This is a genomic window from Cupriavidus sp. 22TCCZM04-2 (assembly GCF_057798895.1).
The window spans coordinates 1-18,484 of sequence record NZ_JBYOJS010000012.1 but is presented as its reverse complement, the minus strand read 5'-3'; the positions used below and the strand labels follow the sequence as shown (position 1 = coordinate 18,484).

General features: G+C 66.5%; 18 protein-coding genes and 1 pseudogene. 9 read left to right on the top strand and 10 right to left on the bottom strand.

The window, feature by feature from the left end; translation table 11 throughout:
- Positions 1–18: 18 nt before the first annotated feature.
- Complete coding sequence (locus AC3FKG_RS18100; protein WP_483714163.1) at positions 19–1,251, bottom strand: efflux RND transporter periplasmic adaptor subunit; 1,233 nt, start codon at positions 1,249–1,251, stop codon at positions 19–21.
- Between the two features lie 179 nt (positions 1,252–1,430).
- A complete protein-coding gene (locus tag AC3FKG_RS18095; RefSeq protein WP_488743848.1) occupies positions 1,431–2,354 on the bottom strand; it encodes an alpha/beta hydrolase in 924 nt (307 codons plus the stop codon).
- Positions 2,355–2,711: 357 nt separating this feature from the next.
- Here AC3FKG_RS18095 and AC3FKG_RS18090 point away from each other — a divergent pair, with 357 nt between their 5' ends.
- The 3 genes from AC3FKG_RS18090 to AC3FKG_RS18080 all read left to right on the top strand — a co-directional run bounded on the left by AC3FKG_RS18090 (position 2,712) and on the right by AC3FKG_RS18080 (position 4,736).
- Entirely contained in the window at positions 2,712–3,653 is a 942-nt protein-coding gene (locus AC3FKG_RS18090) for a LysR family transcriptional regulator (RefSeq protein WP_483714161.1), read from the top strand.
- A 99-nt stretch (positions 3,654–3,752) separates the two neighbouring features.
- Complete coding sequence (locus AC3FKG_RS18085) at positions 3,753–4,298, top strand: superoxide dismutase family protein (RefSeq protein ID WP_488743770.1); 546 nt, start codon at positions 3,753–3,755, stop codon at positions 4,296–4,298.
- An 18-nt stretch (positions 4,299–4,316) separates the two neighbouring features.
- Positions 4,317–4,736, top strand: a complete 420-nt coding sequence (locus AC3FKG_RS18080) for a hypothetical protein (RefSeq protein ID WP_488743769.1) — start codon at positions 4,317–4,319, stop codon at positions 4,734–4,736.
- Between the two features lie 7 nt (positions 4,737–4,743).
- Here AC3FKG_RS18080 and AC3FKG_RS18075 read toward each other — a convergent pair whose 3' ends face one another.
- Positions 4,744–5,829, bottom strand: a complete 1,086-nt coding sequence (locus tag AC3FKG_RS18075) for a mechanosensitive ion channel family protein (protein WP_488743768.1) — start codon at positions 5,827–5,829, stop codon at positions 4,744–4,746.
- 83 nt (positions 5,830–5,912) lie between these two features.
- A complete protein-coding gene (locus AC3FKG_RS18070) occupies positions 5,913–6,524 on the bottom strand; it encodes a J domain-containing protein (RefSeq protein ID WP_488743767.1) in 612 nt (203 codons plus the stop codon).
- A gap of 263 nt (positions 6,525–6,787) precedes the next feature.
- On the opposite strand from AC3FKG_RS18070, the gene AC3FKG_RS18065 reads away from it, so the two are divergent.
- A complete protein-coding gene (locus AC3FKG_RS18065; RefSeq protein WP_488743766.1) occupies positions 6,788–7,756 on the top strand; it encodes a threo-3-hydroxy-L-aspartate ammonia-lyase in 969 nt (322 codons plus the stop codon).
- A 67-nt stretch (positions 7,757–7,823) separates the two neighbouring features.
- On the opposite strand, the gene phaP is transcribed toward AC3FKG_RS18065, so the two are convergent.
- Both phaP and AC3FKG_RS18055 read right to left on the bottom strand, forming a co-directional pair.
- Positions 7,824–8,354, bottom strand: a complete 531-nt coding sequence (gene phaP, locus AC3FKG_RS18060; protein WP_483714154.1) for a TIGR01841 family phasin — start codon at positions 8,352–8,354, stop codon at positions 7,824–7,826.
- Between the two features lie 407 nt (positions 8,355–8,761).
- Positions 8,762–9,025 (bottom strand): hypothetical protein, encoded by a 264-nt coding sequence (locus AC3FKG_RS18055; RefSeq protein ID WP_488743765.1) that lies wholly within the window; start codon positions 9,023–9,025, stop codon positions 8,762–8,764.
- 179 nt (positions 9,026–9,204) lie between these two features.
- Here AC3FKG_RS18055 and AC3FKG_RS18050 point away from each other — a divergent pair, with 179 nt between their 5' ends.
- The 4 genes from AC3FKG_RS18050 to AC3FKG_RS18035 are packed head-to-tail and all read left to right on the top strand — an operon-like array spanning position 9,205 to position 14,011.
- On the top strand, positions 9,205–9,468 hold the full coding sequence (locus AC3FKG_RS18050) for a YtcA family lipoprotein (protein ID WP_483714150.1): 264 nt from the start codon (positions 9,205–9,207) through the stop codon (positions 9,466–9,468).
- Positions 9,465–10,514 (top strand): multidrug transporter subunit MdtN, encoded by a 1,050-nt coding sequence (mdtN, locus tag AC3FKG_RS18045; protein WP_488743764.1) that lies wholly within the window; start codon positions 9,465–9,467, stop codon positions 10,512–10,514. Before AC3FKG_RS18050 ends, mdtN begins: the two co-directional genes overlap by 4 nt.
- Complete coding sequence (locus AC3FKG_RS18040) at positions 10,495–12,471, top strand: FUSC family protein (protein ID WP_488743763.1); 1,977 nt, start codon at positions 10,495–10,497, stop codon at positions 12,469–12,471. The genes mdtN and AC3FKG_RS18040 overlap by 20 nt, the downstream gene beginning before the upstream one ends.
- Positions 12,458–14,011 carry a TolC family protein gene (locus AC3FKG_RS18035; protein ID WP_488743762.1) on the top strand — a complete coding sequence of 518 codons (1,554 nt, stop codon included), beginning with the start codon at positions 12,458–12,460 and terminating at the stop codon, positions 14,009–14,011. The genes AC3FKG_RS18040 and AC3FKG_RS18035 overlap by 14 nt, the downstream gene beginning before the upstream one ends.
- 32 nt (positions 14,012–14,043) lie before the next feature.
- On the opposite strand, the gene AC3FKG_RS18030 is transcribed toward AC3FKG_RS18035, so the two are convergent.
- From AC3FKG_RS18030 to AC3FKG_RS18015, 4 genes and pseudogenes are all read right to left on the bottom strand, one after another.
- Entirely contained in the window at positions 14,044–15,549 is a 1,506-nt protein-coding gene (locus AC3FKG_RS18030; RefSeq protein ID WP_483714144.1) for a DASS family sodium-coupled anion symporter, read from the bottom strand.
- 234 nt (positions 15,550–15,783) lie between these two features.
- Positions 15,784–16,704 carry a GntR family transcriptional regulator gene (locus AC3FKG_RS18025; RefSeq protein ID WP_483714527.1) on the bottom strand — a complete coding sequence of 307 codons (921 nt, stop codon included), beginning with the start codon at positions 16,702–16,704 and terminating at the stop codon, positions 15,784–15,786.
- Positions 16,705–16,828: 124 nt separating this feature from the next.
- Positions 16,829–16,909, bottom strand: a pseudogene (locus AC3FKG_RS18020) (CoA transferase); the annotation flags it as partial.
- 50 nt (positions 16,910–16,959) lie between these two features.
- Positions 16,960–17,931, bottom strand: a complete 972-nt coding sequence (locus AC3FKG_RS18015) for a Bug family tripartite tricarboxylate transporter substrate binding protein (protein ID WP_488743761.1) — start codon at positions 17,929–17,931, stop codon at positions 16,960–16,962.
- A 373-nt stretch (positions 17,932–18,304) separates the two neighbouring features.
- On the opposite strand from AC3FKG_RS18015, the gene AC3FKG_RS18010 reads away from it, so the two are divergent.
- On the top strand, positions 18,305–18,484 hold a 180-nt coding region (locus AC3FKG_RS18010), incomplete at its 3' end, for a hypothetical protein (protein WP_488743760.1).

Genomic DNA, 18,484 nt, shown 5'->3' with positions numbered 1-18,484 from the left:
GGGGACTTCCCGGCCTGCTTAGCTCACTGGCTTGCCTTCTGCCTCGGCGGACGCCTGCTTGCGGTCAGGCGCGGAAGCCCGCGGCTCCAGCTCGCTGCGGAACGCCATCGACACCGGCTTCGGCGCCACCGTATCGCCTGGGCGCACACGCTGCAGGCCGTTCACGACGACGCTCTCGCCCGGCTTCAGGCCCTTGCGGATCACGCGCAGCCCTTCATAGGTCGGCCCGAGGTCCACTTCGCGATACGCCAGCTTGTTGGCCTGGTCGAGCACCAGCACGAACTTCTTGCCCTGGTCGGTGCCGATGGCGCGGTCGTTGATCAGCACGGCATCGTGCGGGGCGCCGCCACCCAGCTTGACCTTCGCATACAGTCCCGGCAGCAGGCGGCCGTCCTCGTTGTCGAACACGGCACGCACGCGGATGGTGCCGCTGCGGGTATCAAGCCGGTTGTCGACCGAATGGATCTTGCCCTCATGCGGATTGCCGTCCTCGTTGGCCAGCCCCAGGAATACCGGCAGGCCATTCTTTCCGCCGCCGGCGCCGGGCGCGGTGTAGCGCAGGTAGCTTTGCTCGTCCACTTCGAAGCTGGCGTATACCGGCGACACCGATACCACCGTGGTCAACGGCGGCGACGCCGTGCCGGCCGCAACGAGGTTGCCAACCGTGATTTCCGCGCGCGATACCTTGCCCGTGACCGGCGCCACGATGCGCGTATAGCTCAGGTTCAGCCTCGCCACTTCCAGCGCAGCTTGCGCGCCGCGCACGTCGGCCGAGGTCTCGCTGGCCGCGTTGATGCGCTCGTCGAACTCGCGCCGCGAGATCGCATTGTCGTCGAGCAGGCGCTGGGCGCGGGCCTTTTCCGTCTGCGCGTGCGCAGCGCGCACCTGGGCCGCGGCGACCGCGGCTTCGGCCTTGGCCACTTCGGCGGCATAAGGACGCGGGTCGATGGTGAACAGCGGGTCGCCCTTCTTCACGATCGAACCTTCGCGGAAATGCACGGTTTCGATCGTGCCCGAGACGCGCGGACGAATCTCCACGCGGTCAACCGCTTCGATGCGTCCGGAGAACTCGTCCCATTCGGTAATGGTCTTGCCGACCACGCTCGCCACTTCGATGGTCGGGGCCGGCGGCGGCGTATTGGCATGCGCCTCGCCGCCATGCCACGGCCGCAGCATGGAGGTGGCGACGCCGGCGCCGAGGACGATCACGATCGCCATCGCGATCCACGTGCGTCGATTCTGGATACTCATTTTTCTTCACTCCTGTTGCGGGTTTTCTTCAACTGGGAAAGCAAAAGCGCGAACGCCGCCCACCGGGCCGCAAATTGCGGTCCGGAACTTGTCGGACAGATCAGCAAGTCTGTTTGCCGGATGCCGCGCAGTTCTTCCTGGCGGCATCGGTACCGGCTGGCGGTGTTACCCGGAAGGCCTCAGCCGGCAGGCTCGTTCCGGGTCCGGCTTTCGCGCCGGGATGAGGTGTCGTCGGCCGCGGCCAGACATCGCCGCAGGAACCGCGCACCTTCGTCGACCCACGACTGACAATCCTCGTGGGACTCTTCTACCCCGTCGCCACAGGCGCCGGGCATGATCATGGCCTCGGCCGGCACGCCGGCCTTGGCAAGGCGCCCCGCGAAGGCTTCGCCTTCGGCACGCAGCGCGTCCACTTCGGCTACCTGCACCAGTGTGCGCGGCAGCCCTGCCAGGCGCGAGGCCAGCGCCGGCGCGGCATACGGATGCACGCTGGCGGCCGGCGTCGGCAGGTATTCTCGATAATTGCAGGCCAGCCGCTGCAGGGTTTCCAGCGGCACCTGCCCGCCAGCCGTGCACGACGCGTGCTGCAGGCACGGGTCCGTCACGGGGCGGATCAACCATTGCCCCCGCGGCTGCGCGGCGCAGCGGTCGCGCAACATTTGCGACAGCGCGATCGCCAGGTTGCCGCCGGCTTCCTCACCGACCAGCGCGAAGCGGGTCTTGTCCACCTTCAGCCGGCGCGCGTTGCGCAGCACCCATTCCACGGTGCTGAACGCGTCTTCGGGCGCGGCCGGGAACGGATGATCGGGCGCCAGCGAATACGCCGGCGTCACCACCACCGCGGGCACCGACGCCGCCAGCGACTGCACCAGCTGCCGGGTCTTCTCCAGGCCGCCGTCCACAAACCCGCCGGCGTGCAGGTACACCAGCCACGGCAGCAACGCGCTGCCTTCGGCGGCCAGCCCTGGATAGCCCGGCGGGTAGCAGACACACACCGAGATCTCGCGCTCGCCACTGGCGATCCTGTGTTCCACGACGCGCGCCGACCCGTTGCCTTGAGCCGGCGGGGCGGCGGGTGAACGTTGGCTGGGCGACTGGGACATGGGCACCTTGGCGGGCGTGCCGAAATCCATTGGCACGCCTATCATGTGTTGCGATGGAACGGATTATGGTGATTGACGCCGATGGGATAAAGCGAGGGATTGCCAACGCACTGTTCCGTGTTTGGAATAATCGGCCCGCCGAGACCCCACGGATGACAAGGTCTTGGAAAATGTGATTCACTCCCGCTCTCGCGGTTGCGCCTCCCTGTCGGGCGCAGCCGGCCAGCGCCCCAGTCGCAGGCGCCGGGCAGCCAGTCACACCGCCCGACGCGCCTATCCCCGGCGGCCAGCCCGCATAGCGTCAGTCAGGTCGCCCCGTTCGGCGAGCCCTCAGGAAACATTGGTCGGAAGCACATCATGGATCGTCTCGTCTCAATGCAGGCCTTCACCCGGGTGGTCGACATGGGCAGCTTCGCGCGTGCCGCCGATTCGCTCGACCTGCCCAAGGCCACCCTCACCCGCCTGATCCAGAACCTGGAGACCCACCTGGGGGTCAAGCTGTTGCACCGGACCACGCGGCGCATCAGCGTGACCAGCGACGGCGCGGCGTACTACGAGCGCTGCGTGCGCATCCTGGCCGATGTGGAAGAGGCCGAGCAGTCGCTGACGCGCCATAACAAATCGCCCAAGGGCACGCTGTCGGTCGACACCACCGCCGCGCTGGCCCGGCTCGCACTGATCCCGAACCTGCAGGAGTTCTTCACGAGCTATCCGGAACTGAAGCTGGACCTGACCATCAACGGCAAGCCGATCGACCTGCTGCAGGAAGGCGTCGACGTGGTGCTGCGCGTGGGCGCGGTGGACGAATCGATGGTCGCGCGCCGTGTCGGCCAGCTCAAGCTGGCGTTCTACGCGTCGCCGATCTACCTGAACCGCTTCGGCACCCCGCACGAACTTGCCGACCTGGCCCAGCACAAGGCCGTGAACCACCTGTCCAACCGCACCGGGCGCGAATGGCCATGGCAACTCACGCGCGGCCGGGAAAGCACCGAGATACTGCTGCCCTCCGCGATCTCGACCAATGATGGCGAAATCTATGTCGAGTGCGCGGTGGCCGGGCATGGGCTGGCCTGCCTGTCGCGCGTCATGGCGGAACCCTACGTGGCCAGCGGCCGCCTGGTGGAGGTCTTGACCGACTGGCAGACCGAAGAGCTGCCGATCTCCGCGATGTACCCGCAGAACCGCCACCTGTCGGCCAAGGTGCGGGTCTTTGTCAACTGGGTCGCGGACATCTTCGCGCGGCATCCGCATTTTGGTGCCGCGCCGCAGCAAAGCCCCGTCTCGCAGCTAGCCGCATAAGACCGTCCGACCGTCCGATAAGCCGCTCAACGAGCGCCCGTGCGCAGGCGTCGCATCCTATACTGTTTCTTCCGCAATAACGTCAAAGGGAGAGTTCCGATGAAACGCGCACTTTTCGGCCTGGCGGCCACCGCAGCGGTAGCGATGACGCTGGCGGGCTGCGCCGGTACGGGGATGACGGCCAGTGGTGGCGGCGGTGCCAAGGCCACCGCGACGCTCACGCCGAAGAGCGGCACCAGCACCGGCGGCACGGTCACCTTCACCCAGCAGTCTGGTGGCGTGATGATGGTGGCGTCGGTCACCGGCCTGCCGCCCAACACCACGCATGGCTTCCATGTGCATGAAAAGGGCGACTGCTCGGCGCCCGACGCGATGAGCGCCGGTGGGCATTTCAATCCGGCTGGCAAGCAGCACGGGCAGATGAGCATGCCGGACCACCATGCCGGCGACATGAACAACCTGACGGCCGACGCGAGCGGCAATGCGCGCGCGAGTTTCCTGCTGCCTGACCTGACCGTCGGCGCCGGCCCGAACAGCGTCATCGGCCGCGCCGTGGTCGTGCACAAGGACCCGGACGACTACAAGACGCAGCCGACCGGAAATGCGGGGGGACGCATTGCTTGTGGGGTAGTGGCGGCGTCCTGAGCCTGGACGACCCGCTGCATGGGCCGGCGCATCGCTGATTCCGCCATCGCGCCGGCCGCGCGTTTTGGCCTTACCATAGCGGGCCATTGCCGATTCCCTGTCATGCCCCGCCCGCTCCGCCAACTCCTGCTTTGCCTCACTGCCTGCAGCCTCGCGCTTGCCGGCAATGCGTACGCCACGGACATCGACTGCGATCCCGCTGCAGCCCCGGCAAGCCAGATGCCATCGCACCGCCTGATCTGTGAATCCGCGCTGTTTTCCATGGGGTATCAACGCATTTATGCCGATCAGCAGCGGATGCTCAAGACGGGGCAACTGAGCGAAACGGATATCACCGCATTCCGTGCGAAGCGCGATGGCTGCAAGTCGGCCGCGTGCCTGGACACGGTGTTCCGGGAATGGAAGGCAAACGCCGCCAACGCGAGCCGCAAACCCTGAGGTATGCTCAGGCCTCGCTGAAGGCGCGAGCCGGCATGGCGGCCTGCGCCTCGGCATCGCGCTCGAAGCGCAGCCGCGGCAGGTGCTCGGGGAACTCGCGCTGCATGAAGTCGATCAGCGCTTCGCGGATGCGGCAGCGCAGGTCCCACGCCAGCCCCGACGAAGCCGCGGTGCACAGCACGCGTAGCTGCATGGTGCGCTCGGTGGCTTCGGTGACGACCAGGTTGAAGAAGCGCTGGTCCCACTCCGGCGCGGCGTGCACGACGCGCTCCAGTTCCTGGCGCAGCGGTGCCAGCGGCATGCCGTAGTCGACGTGCAAAAAGACCGAGCCCATGATCTGCGCGCTGTTGCGCGTCCAGTTCTGGAATGGCTTCTCGATGAAGTACTGCAGCGGGACGATGAGCCGGCGCTCGTCCCACAGCCGCATGACGACGTATGTCCCCGTGATTTCCTCGACGCGGCCCCACTCGCCTTCGACGATCAGCACGTCATCGAGCCGGATCGGCTGCGTCAGCGCGAGTTGCAGCCCCGCGATCATATTGCTGAACACGGGCTTGGCCGCGAAGCCCGCGATCAGCCCGACCACACCGGCTGAAGCAAGCAGACTGGCCCCGACCTGTCTCGCCCCAGGGAAGGTCATCAGCAGCATGGCCGCACCCATGACGATGGCGAGTGTCATGGCAATGCGCGACAACACGCGCGTCTGCGTGTGGATGCGCCGCGCGCCCATGTTGTCCACGACATCGACCGGGTGCCGGTCCATCACGCCCTGCGCGAAGCCGGCGATGATGCGGACCACCAGCCATGTCGTCGCCGCGATCATCAACAGGCCATTGAGATGGCGCACCGTGTCGATCCAGCGCAACTCGTCCGGCGCCGCCTGCCACACGGTCTGCAACGCCAGCAACGGCAGCACGACGATCGACGGCGCGCGCGCTTTCCTGACGATCGCATGCAGCACCGGCGCCGGCCGGGTCAGGCGCAACAGCAGCAGTCCGCCCAGGCGATGCACGATCAGCGCGACGAACACAGCGGCCACGGCGGCTGCCCATGTGCCAAACCAGGGGTGTGCGAGGAGGAATCCAATATCCATCGGTCATCCTTGAACAGGCTGGGAAATGCGCGGAGAAGCGTCCGGAACGGTGTTCGGGAAGGCTGGCGGCGCTCAGCCGGGCGCTAGGAGCGAATACCGAACAAGCCCTGCCAGAACGACTCGAACGCGCCCGGTTGACGATCGCTTCGCCTGGCGTCTTCCGCCTGTGTCGCTGCGGCAGCCGGTTCCTCCGGAGCCATCTCCGGCTCGTCAGCGTCAGCGTCAGCGGCCTGCGCATGCGCTTTGCGCGACTCCTGCAAGGCCCATACGCTGTCCGCGATACGCGCGGCAAGCTCGGCCTCGCAATCCTGCCCAAGCAGCACGCCGAAGAGGACATCGCGATTGTGGCCATTACCGGCAAAGCGCATTGCCATCGCGACCATCTTCTCGTAATGCTCCTGCGCGATACGCTGGGCTTCGCGCTGCGCCGCCTGCTCCTGCGCTTCCTGCTCCGCGTGCTCGGCCTGCCAGCGGCGCATCTCCTGCGCGAATACATCGTCGTAGACGCGCCGTTGCTCGGCGTCGGAAAGAATGGCGTAGGCGTCGCGGAGTTCCTGGAAGGCCGCATGCGCCTCGGCCTCGCGGCCAGGATTGCGGTCAGGGTGCCACTTCATGGCGCCACGGCGGTAGGCGCGCTTGATCTCGTCCAGGGTAGCGTCCGATTCGACGCCGAGGGTTGCGTACAGGGTGGTCATTGGCCGAGGGGGGCGGCGGCTGCGGAAGGGTTCATCCTAGCATGCGATATCGAGGATACCCCGCGCCACAAGGGCGCATTCACCCCCAAGCAGTCCCTGAACTGCCTCAGGCGCTACTTCGCGTGGTGGCAACGCATCCGAAGTGACTCAATTCCACCAATCTTGACGGTTATTCCAATAATAGACATACTGTTTAAATCCAATCTGCGCAACGCCACATGGCCACTCGCTCAATCCCCGCTACCCGCTGAACGGAACCTCCCATGACCACACCGGATCTCCCCACCTACGCCGACGTCGAGGCCGCGGCCAAACGGCTGGACGGCGTCGCGCATCGCACGCCGGTCAATACCTCGCGCACGCTCGATGACAGGCTCGGCGCCCAAGTGTTCATCAAATGCGAGAACTTCCAGCGCATGGGCGCCTTCAAGTTCCGCGGCGCCTACAACGCCCTGTCGAAATTCAGCCCCGAGCAGCGCCGCGCGGGCGTGGTCGCGTTTTCGTCGGGCAACCATGCGCAGGGCATCGCGCTTTCTGCCCGCTTGCTGGGCATTCCCGCGACGATCGTGATGCCGCACGATGCGCCCGCGGCCAAGGTGGCGGCCACCCGGGGCTACGGCGCCAACGTCGTGAGCTACGACCGCTACACCGAAGACCGCGAGGCCATTGGGCGGCGCCTGGCCGGCGAACATGGATTCACGCTGATTCCGCCCTATGACCATCCGGACGTCCTGGCCGGACAAGGCACCGCGGCACGCGAACTGTTCGAGGAAGTCGGCGCGCTGGACGCGCTGTTCTGCCCGCTGGGCGGCGGCGGGCTGCTGTCCGGCACGGCGCTGGCGACGCGCGCGCTGGCGCCCCAATGCAAGCTCTATGGCGTGGAGCCCGAAGCGGGCAATGACGGCCAGCAATCGTTCCGCAGTGGTTCGATCGTGCATATCGACACGCCGAAGACGATTGCCGATGGCGCGCAGACCCAGCACCTGGGCGAGTACACCTTCGCCATCATCAAGCGCGATGTCGACGATATCCTGACCGCGACCGATGCCCAGCTGGCAGAGGTGATGAAGTTCTATGCGTCGCGCATGAAGATGATCGTCGAGCCCACGGGCTGCCTGGGCCTGGCAGCGGCCTTGCAGCAGACGGATGCGCTCAGGGGCAAGCGGGTGGGCATCCTGATCAGCGGCGGCAATATCGACCTCGAGCGCTTCTGCGAACTGGTCTCCACGTGAACGCTGCAGGCCGGTGCGATCCGGCCTGGCGTCATCGACTGGCGAGCGCCAGTCCGGTTGCCTTGGATCAGGCCTTGTCGGAGGCGCCCCGGTTTGCCGCGGCGGCAAGATTGTTGCGCGCCACGTCGGTCATCTGCTTCGAGATGGCCTGGGCCGAACGATAGGTGTTGCCGGCGGCGTCAACCGTCGACTGCAGCAGCGCGGAGATCGCTTCCGATCCTGCCGGTGCGTTCTTCACGAAGGTGTCGACGAAGGCCTGCAGGTTGCGGTGATTCTGTTCGTATTGCTCTTCCACCGCGCGGGCCAGTTCGGCCTGCGCCTGCGTGGCGATCTCGCAAACCTGGCGCGCATAGGTGATGGCCTTCTCGGCCGCCGGCTGGGCCACGCCGCTCTGCACCGCAAGCACATCCCTCAGGTCTTTGCCGGCCAGCACGGCCTTCAGGTTCTCCTGGCCTTCGGTCAGCGCCGTTCTGGCGGTCTGCAGGTTCAGTTCAGTGAGTTTCTGGAAGCCGTCGATGGTCGACCTGGACATCATGGCCAGATTGGCCAGGTTGGACTTGTGGAGTGCCGCAAACTGATCGGACGTGAAGGCGGACATGCGTGGTTCTCCTTGAGAGCGACCGGCCAGAAAGGCGCCATGTGCCGCCATGGCGTTCTGACCGAAGTTGAATTTCCTCGACCACGGCGCGTCGGTCAGAGGCGCGCCGCATCGAGGAGGGAGAGATTAGAGGAATCTCTCTAAGTTCATCCCTAGGTAGTTACCCAGTACCGGCCGGTTTTGAAGATTTTTTGTGCCTTATACGTCATGTATCAAACATTTTCTTACGAAAATTTGTGCAATGCGAGACGCCGGCGTCGCTCAGTCACCACAGGGGAAAACCCTCTGATCCTGCATTGACCTGCTGCAACTGCGTAACGGTGCCTCAACACGGCCGCCCTGGCCGCAGACGACGACGCCGGTGGCTGGCAGAACGGCAGAGAGCCGTCGCGCTGCTGCGCCGGACTTCAGATCTGGTCGAGCAGGCTGCGCACGACATCGGCGAGCCGGCCGGCCCCCTGACGGCCGTTGGCGTCAAGGTCCATCGCGCAACCACCGGCCAGCGCCTTGAGTCCGAACAGCGCATCGCCGACATCGCGCCAGCCCGGATAGTCGGCATGCACGCGCTCCAGCGCGGCGGCGCCGGCAGCCACCCTGGCCGGCACCGGTTGCCTCCCCGCGGCGAGTTCGTCGAGGGAGTCGGCGGCATCCTGCAAGCCCTTGCGGTTCATCTGCGTCCCCAGAAAAAGGTGTGTCGTAGCCGCTGCGGTGGCGGCTGCCGCGGTCGTGGCCGCAGCAGCGACTGTAGCAGGCCGCGCGTGGCCACGAGCATCGGTACGGCGAGCCCTGCGACTTGGACAATGCACAATCGGCGCTGCTATATTACGGCGACGATTTCGACCCTGATTCCATGGCACGCTCGCTTGCGCTTCTGGCGCTGGCCGCATCGCTTTATGGTTGCGCCGGTGCACCGTCATTCGGATTGTTCGGCGCCTACTTCCCGCTCTGGCTGCTGAGCGCGCTGGCCGGCATCGCGGGCGCGGTCGTGTCCTACCGGATCTTCGTCGCGACAGGCTGGGCAGAGATCGTCCGCGCCCAGCTCCTGGTCAATACCGCGATCGGCCTCATCCTTGCGGAACTCGTCTGGTTACTAGGCACGGGACACTTGCTATGAAAATGGCCGGCGTACAGGGCAGTCCGAAGCGCGGCAAGCTGATTGCGCTGGCCATTGTCCTGGTGGCCGTCCTGCTCTCCGTCTACGCGTACCAGCGCACCAGCCGCTATCCGTCTTCCGACGATGCTGCGCTCGATGCCGACATGGTGCATGTGGCATCGCCGGTCGGCGGTCGTATCGCCAGGATCCACGTCACCGAGAACCAGCTCGTGGCCAAGGGGGACGTGCTGTTCGAAATCGATCCCGTGCCCTACCAACTGGTGGTGGCGCAGGCGCGGGCGGACCTTGAGCTCGCACAGGCCGCGCTGGGTACGCGCCGCCGCACGCTTTCCACCGAACGCGCCACGGCGTCGATCGCATCGGAGCAGACGCGGCGTGCCGAGCAGAACTACGCGCTGACCGCACGCACCGTCGAACGGCTGCGGCCGCTGGTGGCTGACGGCTATGTGCCCGCGCAGCAGCTCGACCAGGCCCAGGTGGCGCAGCGCGACGCCAGCGTGTCGCTGCGGCAGGCCAATACGCAGCGCGCCGCCACGGCGCAGGCCATCGGCAATGAGGACGACGCCGCCGCCACCGTGCATGCGCGCGAGGCCGCACTGGCGATCGCGCAGCGCGCGCTCGATGACACCATCGTCCGCGCCCCGCATGCCGGGCGCGTCAGCGGCCTGACCGTGCTGTCGGGCGAAGTCGTGCTGCCCAACCAGTCCCTGTTCCTGCTGGTGCATACGGGCGAATGGTTCGCGGTAGGCAATTTCCGCGAGACCTCGCTGGCCGGCATCCACGTCGGCGACTGCGCTACGGTCTACTCGATGATCGATCGCGGCCACGCCCTGCGCGGCAAGGTGGAAGGCATCGGCATCGGCATTACCGACACCGACCGCCTGAACCTGCCGCGCTCGCTACCCTACGTCCAGCCCTCAGTGAACTGGGTGCGCGTGGCCAGGCGCTTCCCGGTCCGGATCCGCCTGGAAGACCCGCCCGAGACGCTGGCCCGGGTAGGCGCGAGCGCAACCGTCGAGATCCGGCATGGCGCAGCCTGCCGCTGACAAGCTGCGCCTGGGCCTTGCCGATATCGGCGCCCTACTGGCGCCGTTCCCCGGCCGCACCGCGGCCACGACGCGCATCACCGTCGGTTGCACGCTGACCGTCCTCGTCACAAGCCTGTACGGCACGCCCGAAGCCGCCATCTCGGCCTACGTCATCTTCTTCATCAACCGGGCCGACCGCACCACGAGCATCCTCATGAGCGCGGCGGCGCTGGTTCTGGTCAGCCTGATCATCGCACTGGTAATGGGGCTCGCCGATTTCAGCATCGACGATCCGATGCGCCGCGTGGCGTGCATGGCCGTGTTGTCCGCGGCCCTGCTGTTCCTGACATCGGCCAGCAAATTGAGGCCGGTCGGCGCCATCGTCGCCATGATCATCGGCTTCGCACTCGATGAACTGGGGCTCGTGCCCGGCGGGGAAATCGCCACGCGCGCGCTGCTCTATGCCTGGCTGATGGTAGCGATCCCGATTGGCGTGAACATCGTCGTCAATTTGCTGATGGGCCCGTCGCCGCGCCGGCTGGCTACAGAACGGCTCGGCCATTGCCTGCGCGTGGCGGCAAGCGCCCTGCGCGGCAACGCGGACGCCTTGCATGCGGCCCTCCATGACGGCGTCCAGCCCGTCGCCGGATGGCTCAGGCTGGCAAAGGCCGAGGGCACGGTGAACCCGCAGGACCTGCGCGCGCTGCAACAAGCCATGGCGTCGACCATGGCAATCCTGCTGGCCGTGGACGTGGCGCGTCGGCAGCCCGGCGCGCATTTGCCGGCGGCCACCGCCGCGCCTATCGCCGGCACCCTCGATGAGATGGCCCGCATGCTCGACGCCGGCGGCTATCCCGTTGACATCGGCCTGCCGCCAACGCCGCTGGACAACCTGTCGCCGGTGCAGCAGGCCGTCGTGCAAGAGCTGGTCGCCGCGACCGAAGGCTATGCCGAAGCCGGTGCGGCAGCGCCGCCGGCACCAGCCGCAGAAGCCGCGCACGGCGGCTTCCTGAGCGCCGACGCCTTCACCAACCCCGACCATGTGCGCTACGCGCTCAAGACCACCGGGGCCGCGATGTTCTGCTACCTGCTCTACCAGCAGCTCAACTGGCCCGGCATCCATACGTGCTTCATCACCTGCTACCTCGTATCGCTCGGGACCATGGCGGAGACCGTGGAAAAGCTCACGCTGCGCCTGGCCGGCTGCGTGATCGGCGCGGTGATCGGCACGGCGGCGATCGTGTATGTCGTTCCCGGCCTGTCATCCGTCGGCGGCCTGCTGCTGCTCGTGTTCGCCGGGACATGGATCTCCGCATGGGTGGCGCAAGGCTCGCAGCGCATCGCCTACGCGGGCTTCCAGATCGCCTTCGCGTTCTACCTGTGCGTGGTGCAGGGCGCCGCGCCCGGCTTCGACCTGACCATCGCGCGCGACCGCGTGATCGGCGTGGTGCTGGGCAATCTCGCGGTCTATCTTGTTTTCACGCACGTCTGGCCAGTCAGCATAGCCGGCCGCATCGAAGCCGCTCTGGCGGCACTGGTAGCGCAATGGCATGCGCTCGTCCATGCGCCGCAGCCCGCGGCAAGGCGGCAGCACGCCGCGGCCGCGCTGGCCTTGCATGATGCGATCACGCAGGACCTGATCCTCGCCCATTACGAACCGGCATCCGTCGGACAGGCACCGGAGCGGGCAGATATCCATCGTGATCGGCTGGCCACGCTCGACGCGATCTCGGGCCCCGTGTTCCTGCTAGCCGAACGACTCCCCGGCGACCCGGCGCTTGCGCAACGCCTGAACCGGCTGCAGCCAGGCGGCCCGCCTTTGGCAGCCGCTCAGCCCGGCGCAGCCATGCCCGCCGATTCTCACGATGACCTCGCCCGCCAGGCGCTGTTCGCCATCATCGACCGACGACTCGATGCCTCCCATGCCGACGCGCCAGCCTCGGCTGCCCCCAACCCGATCCATGCGCAAACCTGATTCCCTGCCCGCGCTGACCCTGTGCACGCTGGCGCTGGCGGGATGCGCCACCGCCTCGCTCGACCTGGCGCCGCCGCAGCCGGATCGTCCCTGGCAGCCGCTCACCACGGCATCTGGCGAGATCGTGCCGGGCGACGCCGGCCAGACGGCGGCCATGGCATCGGACTACACGCTGCCGGCAAACCCAGCGCTCGCTGCGGTTTCCCCACCCGCAGCGCTGGATCCGGCCCATGCCTACACGCTGCCCGAACTGATCGACCTGGCCGAGTCCACCAACCCGCTGACCCGCATCGCCTGGAACGACGCGCGCAACGCGGCACTGGCGGCCGGCATCGCCAGGGCCAGCTACCTGCCCTACATCTCGGCCGCTGCCATGGGCGGCTACCAGAACGGGCACAGCTCCACCGCGACCGCGCTGGGGCCGCTTGGCGCGAATGCGTCCAATCACGGCGCCATCTCGGTGCTGTCGCTGCAATGGCTGCTGTTCGATTTCGGCGAGCGCTCCGGCATGGTCGATGCCGCGGAGCAGCTTTCGGTGGCGGCCAACATCGCGTTCACGGCCGTGCACCAGAAGATCATCCACGACGTCAGCGCGGCGTTCTATCGCTACCAGGCCGCGCGCACGCGTGCCGGCACGGTGCAGCAGGCCGTGGACAATGCCGACGCGGTGCAAGCCGCGGCCAGGGCGCGATTCCAGCGTGGCATCGGCACCGTGGTCGAGGTCGCCCAGGCCACGCAGAACCGGGCGCAGACCAACCTGGCCATGGTGCAAGCAAAGGGCGCCGAGACCGACGCCTACCTGGCACTGGTCAATGCCGTCGGCATTTCCCCGCTGTCCCGTCCGCGCATTGCCGGGATGCCGCTGCGTCCGCTGTCGCCGGCGCTGCGCAGTTCGGTCGGGCAAATCGTCGACACCGCGATCGCGCGGCGACCCGACGTGCTGGGCGCCTATGCGGCGCAACGCGCGAGCCAGGCCAGGGTACAGGCGGCGGAGGCCGGCTTCATGCCGAAGGTCTTTCTGTCGGCATTTACGTCCTATGCCTCGGGCGGCTCGGCAATTACGGCGATACCCCCGATCGGCCAGCAACCGCCCACGGTCAACTTGAACGGCTACCGCTATGGCGCGAGCGTGTTTCTTGGCGTCACGGTCCCGATCTACGACGGCGGGCTGCGCTCCGCCGTCCTGGCTCAGGCACGCAACGATGCCGACAGCGCCTCGACCCGGCTGAGCCGCGCGAAGGATGAATCCGTGCGGCAGGTGGTGGTCAGCCAGAGCGCGCTGGAATCGAGCCTGGCCGCCTATGACGCGGCCACGGCACTGGCCGATGCGGCCCGGGTCACGTACGACGCGGCGTTCGCGGCTTACCGCAAGGGCGTGGGTTCGGTGACGGAGGCAAACCTGGCGCAGAACCAGCTGCTGCTTGCGCAGAACGCGTCGGCCGACGCCTACAGTGGTGCGCTCGCCGCCGCGGCGGCGCTGGCGCTGGCTACGGGCTCAATCGGCTCGATTCGCGATGGAGGCGCGTGGTCAGCGCGGTAGGCTCGTTAAGCGCCGACCCACCGTCGTCCCGCTTACCAATACCCCAGGATCTTCCACCAGACGCCACCCACCACGGTAAAGATGATCAGTTCGAGCACGCACATCACCGCGCCGACCCGCCACCACTGCCCCAATGTCGCATAGCCGCTGCCGAAGATGATCGGCGAGGTGCCGGTGGCGTAGTGGGTCAACGTCATCATGATCGCGGAGCCCGCGGCCATCATCAGCATGAACGGCGGGACATACGGCGGTGGGATCAGGTGCGCACCGACGGTAAGGAAGGCCAGCATCATCGCGCTGATGTGGGCGGTCGTACTCGCGAACAGGTAGTGCGAAAACACGAACGCCAGCACCAGCACCGCGGCAGTCGGCAGCCAGCCCACGCCACTGGCGACGATGGCATCGCGCATGTTGTTCGAGAACCATGCAATGACGCCAAGCTTGTTGAGCTGCTCGGCAAGCATCACCAGGGCGCCAAACCAGATCAGGGTGTCCCAGGCGCTCTTTTCCGACAGCACGTCGTCCCAGTCGAGCGTGCCGGTGATGATCAACGCGAACAGGCCGAGAAAGGCGACCACGGTCGGATCGAGCGTGAAGGCTGGGCCAAAGATCATCGCCGGCACATTGGCCCACAGCACCAGCATCACGGCGAAGACCCCCATCATGACCCGCTCTTTGCCGCTTAGCGGACCCATGCGGGCGAGTTCGCCCCTGGCATAGGCGATGGCATTGGGAGTTGCCTTCAGCTCCGGCGGGCAGAGCAGGAAAATGACCAGCGGCATCAGGAACAGGCAGAGCAGGCCGGGCACCAGCATGCACAGCGCCCAGGTGGTCCAGCTCAGGTGCAGCGACTGTCCGGTGGCCTTGGCCACATAGTCGACGACGAGCGGGTTCGGCGCGGTGGCGGTCACGAACATGGCCGAAGTGATCGGGTTGGCGTGGTAGTTGACCAGAGCCAGATAGGTGCCGACCTTGCCCTGCGTCCCCTTGGCGGGATCGGAGTCGAACGCGCCGGCGATCGAGCGCATGATGGGGTGCACGATGCCGCCGCCGCGCGCGGTGTTGCTCGGCGTGAAGGGCGCCAGCACCAGCTCGCAGATCGCCAGGCCATAGCCGATGCCGATGGTGCGCTTGCCCAGCAGCTCGATGAACATCAGGCCGATGCGGTTGCCCAGGCCCGTTTTCTTCAGCCCGCGCGAGATCAGGATCGCCACGACGATCAGCCAGATCAGCGGATTCGAGAAGCTGCTGAGCGCATCGGCGATGGCCCCCTTGGACGAGCCCGAGGTCACCTGCGCGAGCGACACGATCACGATGGCCATCATCGCCATGACGCCGATCGGCATCACCTTGAGAATGATGGCGACAATGGTGGTCAGGAAGATGGCTACCAGATCCCAGGCGTTGGCCTTCAGGCCCGCGGGCGGCGGTATCAGCAGCAGCGTGATCAGCACGATCGTACTGATGATGGCCGGCGTCAGCCGGAATGGCACCACCGACATGAAGTAGCGGTACGTCGCCACGATCTTTGCGAGCATCTGAATTTCCTCGAACAGGGCGCGCGGAATCCATTCAGCCGAAGTCCCGCGCCAATCGACGCGCATCGCGCGCGCCTCCGCGCGCATTGCATGGTGCCCAAGCAGGGGAATCGTGACCGATGTGATTTGTCAGCAGAAGTGAATCTTTTCGATCGGAAGATGAAAAGATTGCGAGCGGCATTCGCCGGTGACGCCTGCGTCGGGCCGGTGCCCGAGCTTCAGTGCGAGTACGCCCTACCGCAGGCCAAGCGTGAATGGCAACAGCACGGCATTCACCAGGAGCAGCCCATACGTGATCTTCATAACCGGGGGCATCCGCGCGCGCGTCGCTTCGCTGCCAGCCTGAGGCGCGGCCCGCCTGCGCTTCCATACCAGGCCGGCTCCCAGGCCAAGGACAGCAAGGCCGGAGACCAGGCTTTCCACCACCAGGGGCGGCGGCCGGCGCGGGCTGCGCGGCGGGGGCGTCACCAGGGAAACCGGCACCGCGGCGACGTTGGCGTCGGGGAAGATCTCCAGCGTGGTTACCGCGGAGGCCTTGTGCGCTGTCGATATGGGATGGGTGACAGACGCCCTGCGTGCCAACGGCGCATCGGGAGCGATGGAGGCCTCGGCAACGGAGGGTTCCACCACAGCCGCGGGCGCGGAGGCCGGTGTCTCGCGCGATGCCACCTTCGCTGGCGCGGGGGGCGGCCGCGAAGCCGGCTCATGTCTTGCACTGCCCTGCGTTTGCGCGGCACCCTGCCGGGCCATGGCCGGCTTGCCCGCCGCCTGCGGCATGGCGTCGCGCTGGCGCCAGAACTGATGGAAGACACCATCCAGGCATCGCACCGAATCGCATGCATCGCGCCGGGCGCGCCATGCCGCAAGATCGGCTGGCTGGAGCTTGCCCTTCTGCAGCATCCTCTGCTGTTCCGCATAGATGCGCTCGTAGCGCTGCGACAGCATGGTGTACTCGCAGATCAGGTGGCCCTTGCGAACACCCTGGGCGGGATGCGTTTCGCATCCCACGCCTGCGCCGTAGGGTTCCTCGCAACGCGCCCCCGGCCCGCCGACCGGGGCGTTGCACGGGATATCGGACGCACGCGCGCCCTGCACTGCCAACAAGCCCAGCAGCCCCGCCAAAATCTGGACCAGGCGCCCATTGCGTCTCACCATCGTCAGCCCTCAAAGCAGCGATGCGGACTTTTAACCGTAGTCGATGGTTTGTGGGCGCTCCAAGCTCCCATTGCCGCTTGCGTGCGGTAGGCCACTTTTCGTGACAATTGGCATCGCCTCGCTCAAGGACTACAACCGTGGCGCCGTAATCGGCCAGCACCTTAGGGCAGACCGGACCCATGATGACCGAGGTCAGGTCCAGCACGAGCGCACACGCACGCTTGCGGCGATGCGGGGCGGCGCGGGCGCCAGGTGTTACGAGCCCGCCTTGTAGTTCGTCTCCTTCACGAGCTTCTTCCAGCGCGCGGTATCGTCGGCAATGGTCCTGGCGAACTGTTCCGGCGTGCTGCCAACGGCCTCGTAGTCGATGGCGGCCAGCTTTTCCCGGATGTCGGGTTGCGCAACGATCCGGGTCACTTCCTTGCCCAGCCGCGCGACGATGTCCTTCGGCGTCCCCGCCGGGGCTAGCAGGCCTGCCCATGAACCGAAGGCCATGCCGCTGTAGCCGGCCTCCTGCATCGTCGGCACATCAGGCAGCGCGGGCGAACGCTTGTCCGACAGCACGGCCAGCGGGCGCAGCTTGCCGGCCTTGATCATGGCCATCGAATTGAACGGATCGATGGTCATGTCCACTTCTCCGGCGACCACGGCCTGCATCTGCGGGCCGGTGCCGCGATAAGACACGCTCACCACATCCGGCGTGCCGGCGGTCGCCTTGAAGCTCGCACCGATCAGCTCGATCATGCTGCTGCCCGCCGACAGGCTCAGCGGCCGGGTCTTGGACTTGGCCAGCGCGACGAATTCCTGCACGGACTTGGCCGGCACCGATGGATGCACCACCATCACAAAGCCGATATTGGAGATCAGCGAAATCGGCTCGAAGCTCTTCAGCGGGTCATAGCTGGCCTTGTAGATCAGCGGGCTGAGCGTCTGCGCGCCAGCCGTGTTGAGCAGCAAGGTATAGCCGTCCGGCGCGGCGCGCGCGACGACGTCGGTGCCGATAATGCCGTTCGCCCCGGGCCGGTTCTCCACCACCACCGATTGCCTGAGCGCCTCGCCGAGCTTCTGCGAGATCAGGCGCGCGACCACGTCTGTCGCGCCGCCCGGGGCAAACGGCACCACCATCCGGATCGGCTTGTTCGGATACGTATCGCTCCAGGCCAGTGCGGGCATTGCGCCCAGCACGGCAGCGCAGAGCATCAGGCGGCGACGGAAATTCGGCTTCATAAAGTTGTCTCCAGTGCGGCGTTGACCTGGTCGGCCACCTTGGCCAATACCAGGCGATATTCATATTTATGAATTTATTTTTACGCAGCTGAAAAGCACCGTCAATGTGGGTATCCACGGACCCTCGCCGACCGATATGTCGTCGGGGCGCAAACAGAGAGGGGAGATGTGTTGGGGATTGGCGTACAGCCACTGGCGTGGAGACCGGCATGGCCACGCGGCCATCGTCGCATTTTCTTATTTAAATTCAACCGGTTAGCTACGCATTTTGCCGCTGCGACAGCAGCTGGCACACCCCATGCGTATATGACCTCGAGCGCAACACCAGATGCTCTCTAACCCAAGCCAGACCAGCCACCCAAGGAGTTACATCATGTCCCTCACCATCCAGAACCTGCCCCTCGAACAAGACCTGGACCATGCCGAGATGGGCGCCGTGCGCGGCGGCAGCCTGTTCCTGAACAATGGCGTCAACGCGATCCTCGGCGGCGCCGGCGTGTCCTTCGCCAGCCCCAACATCATCGTGGCCCCGGTCACGCAGGTCGATGCCTCG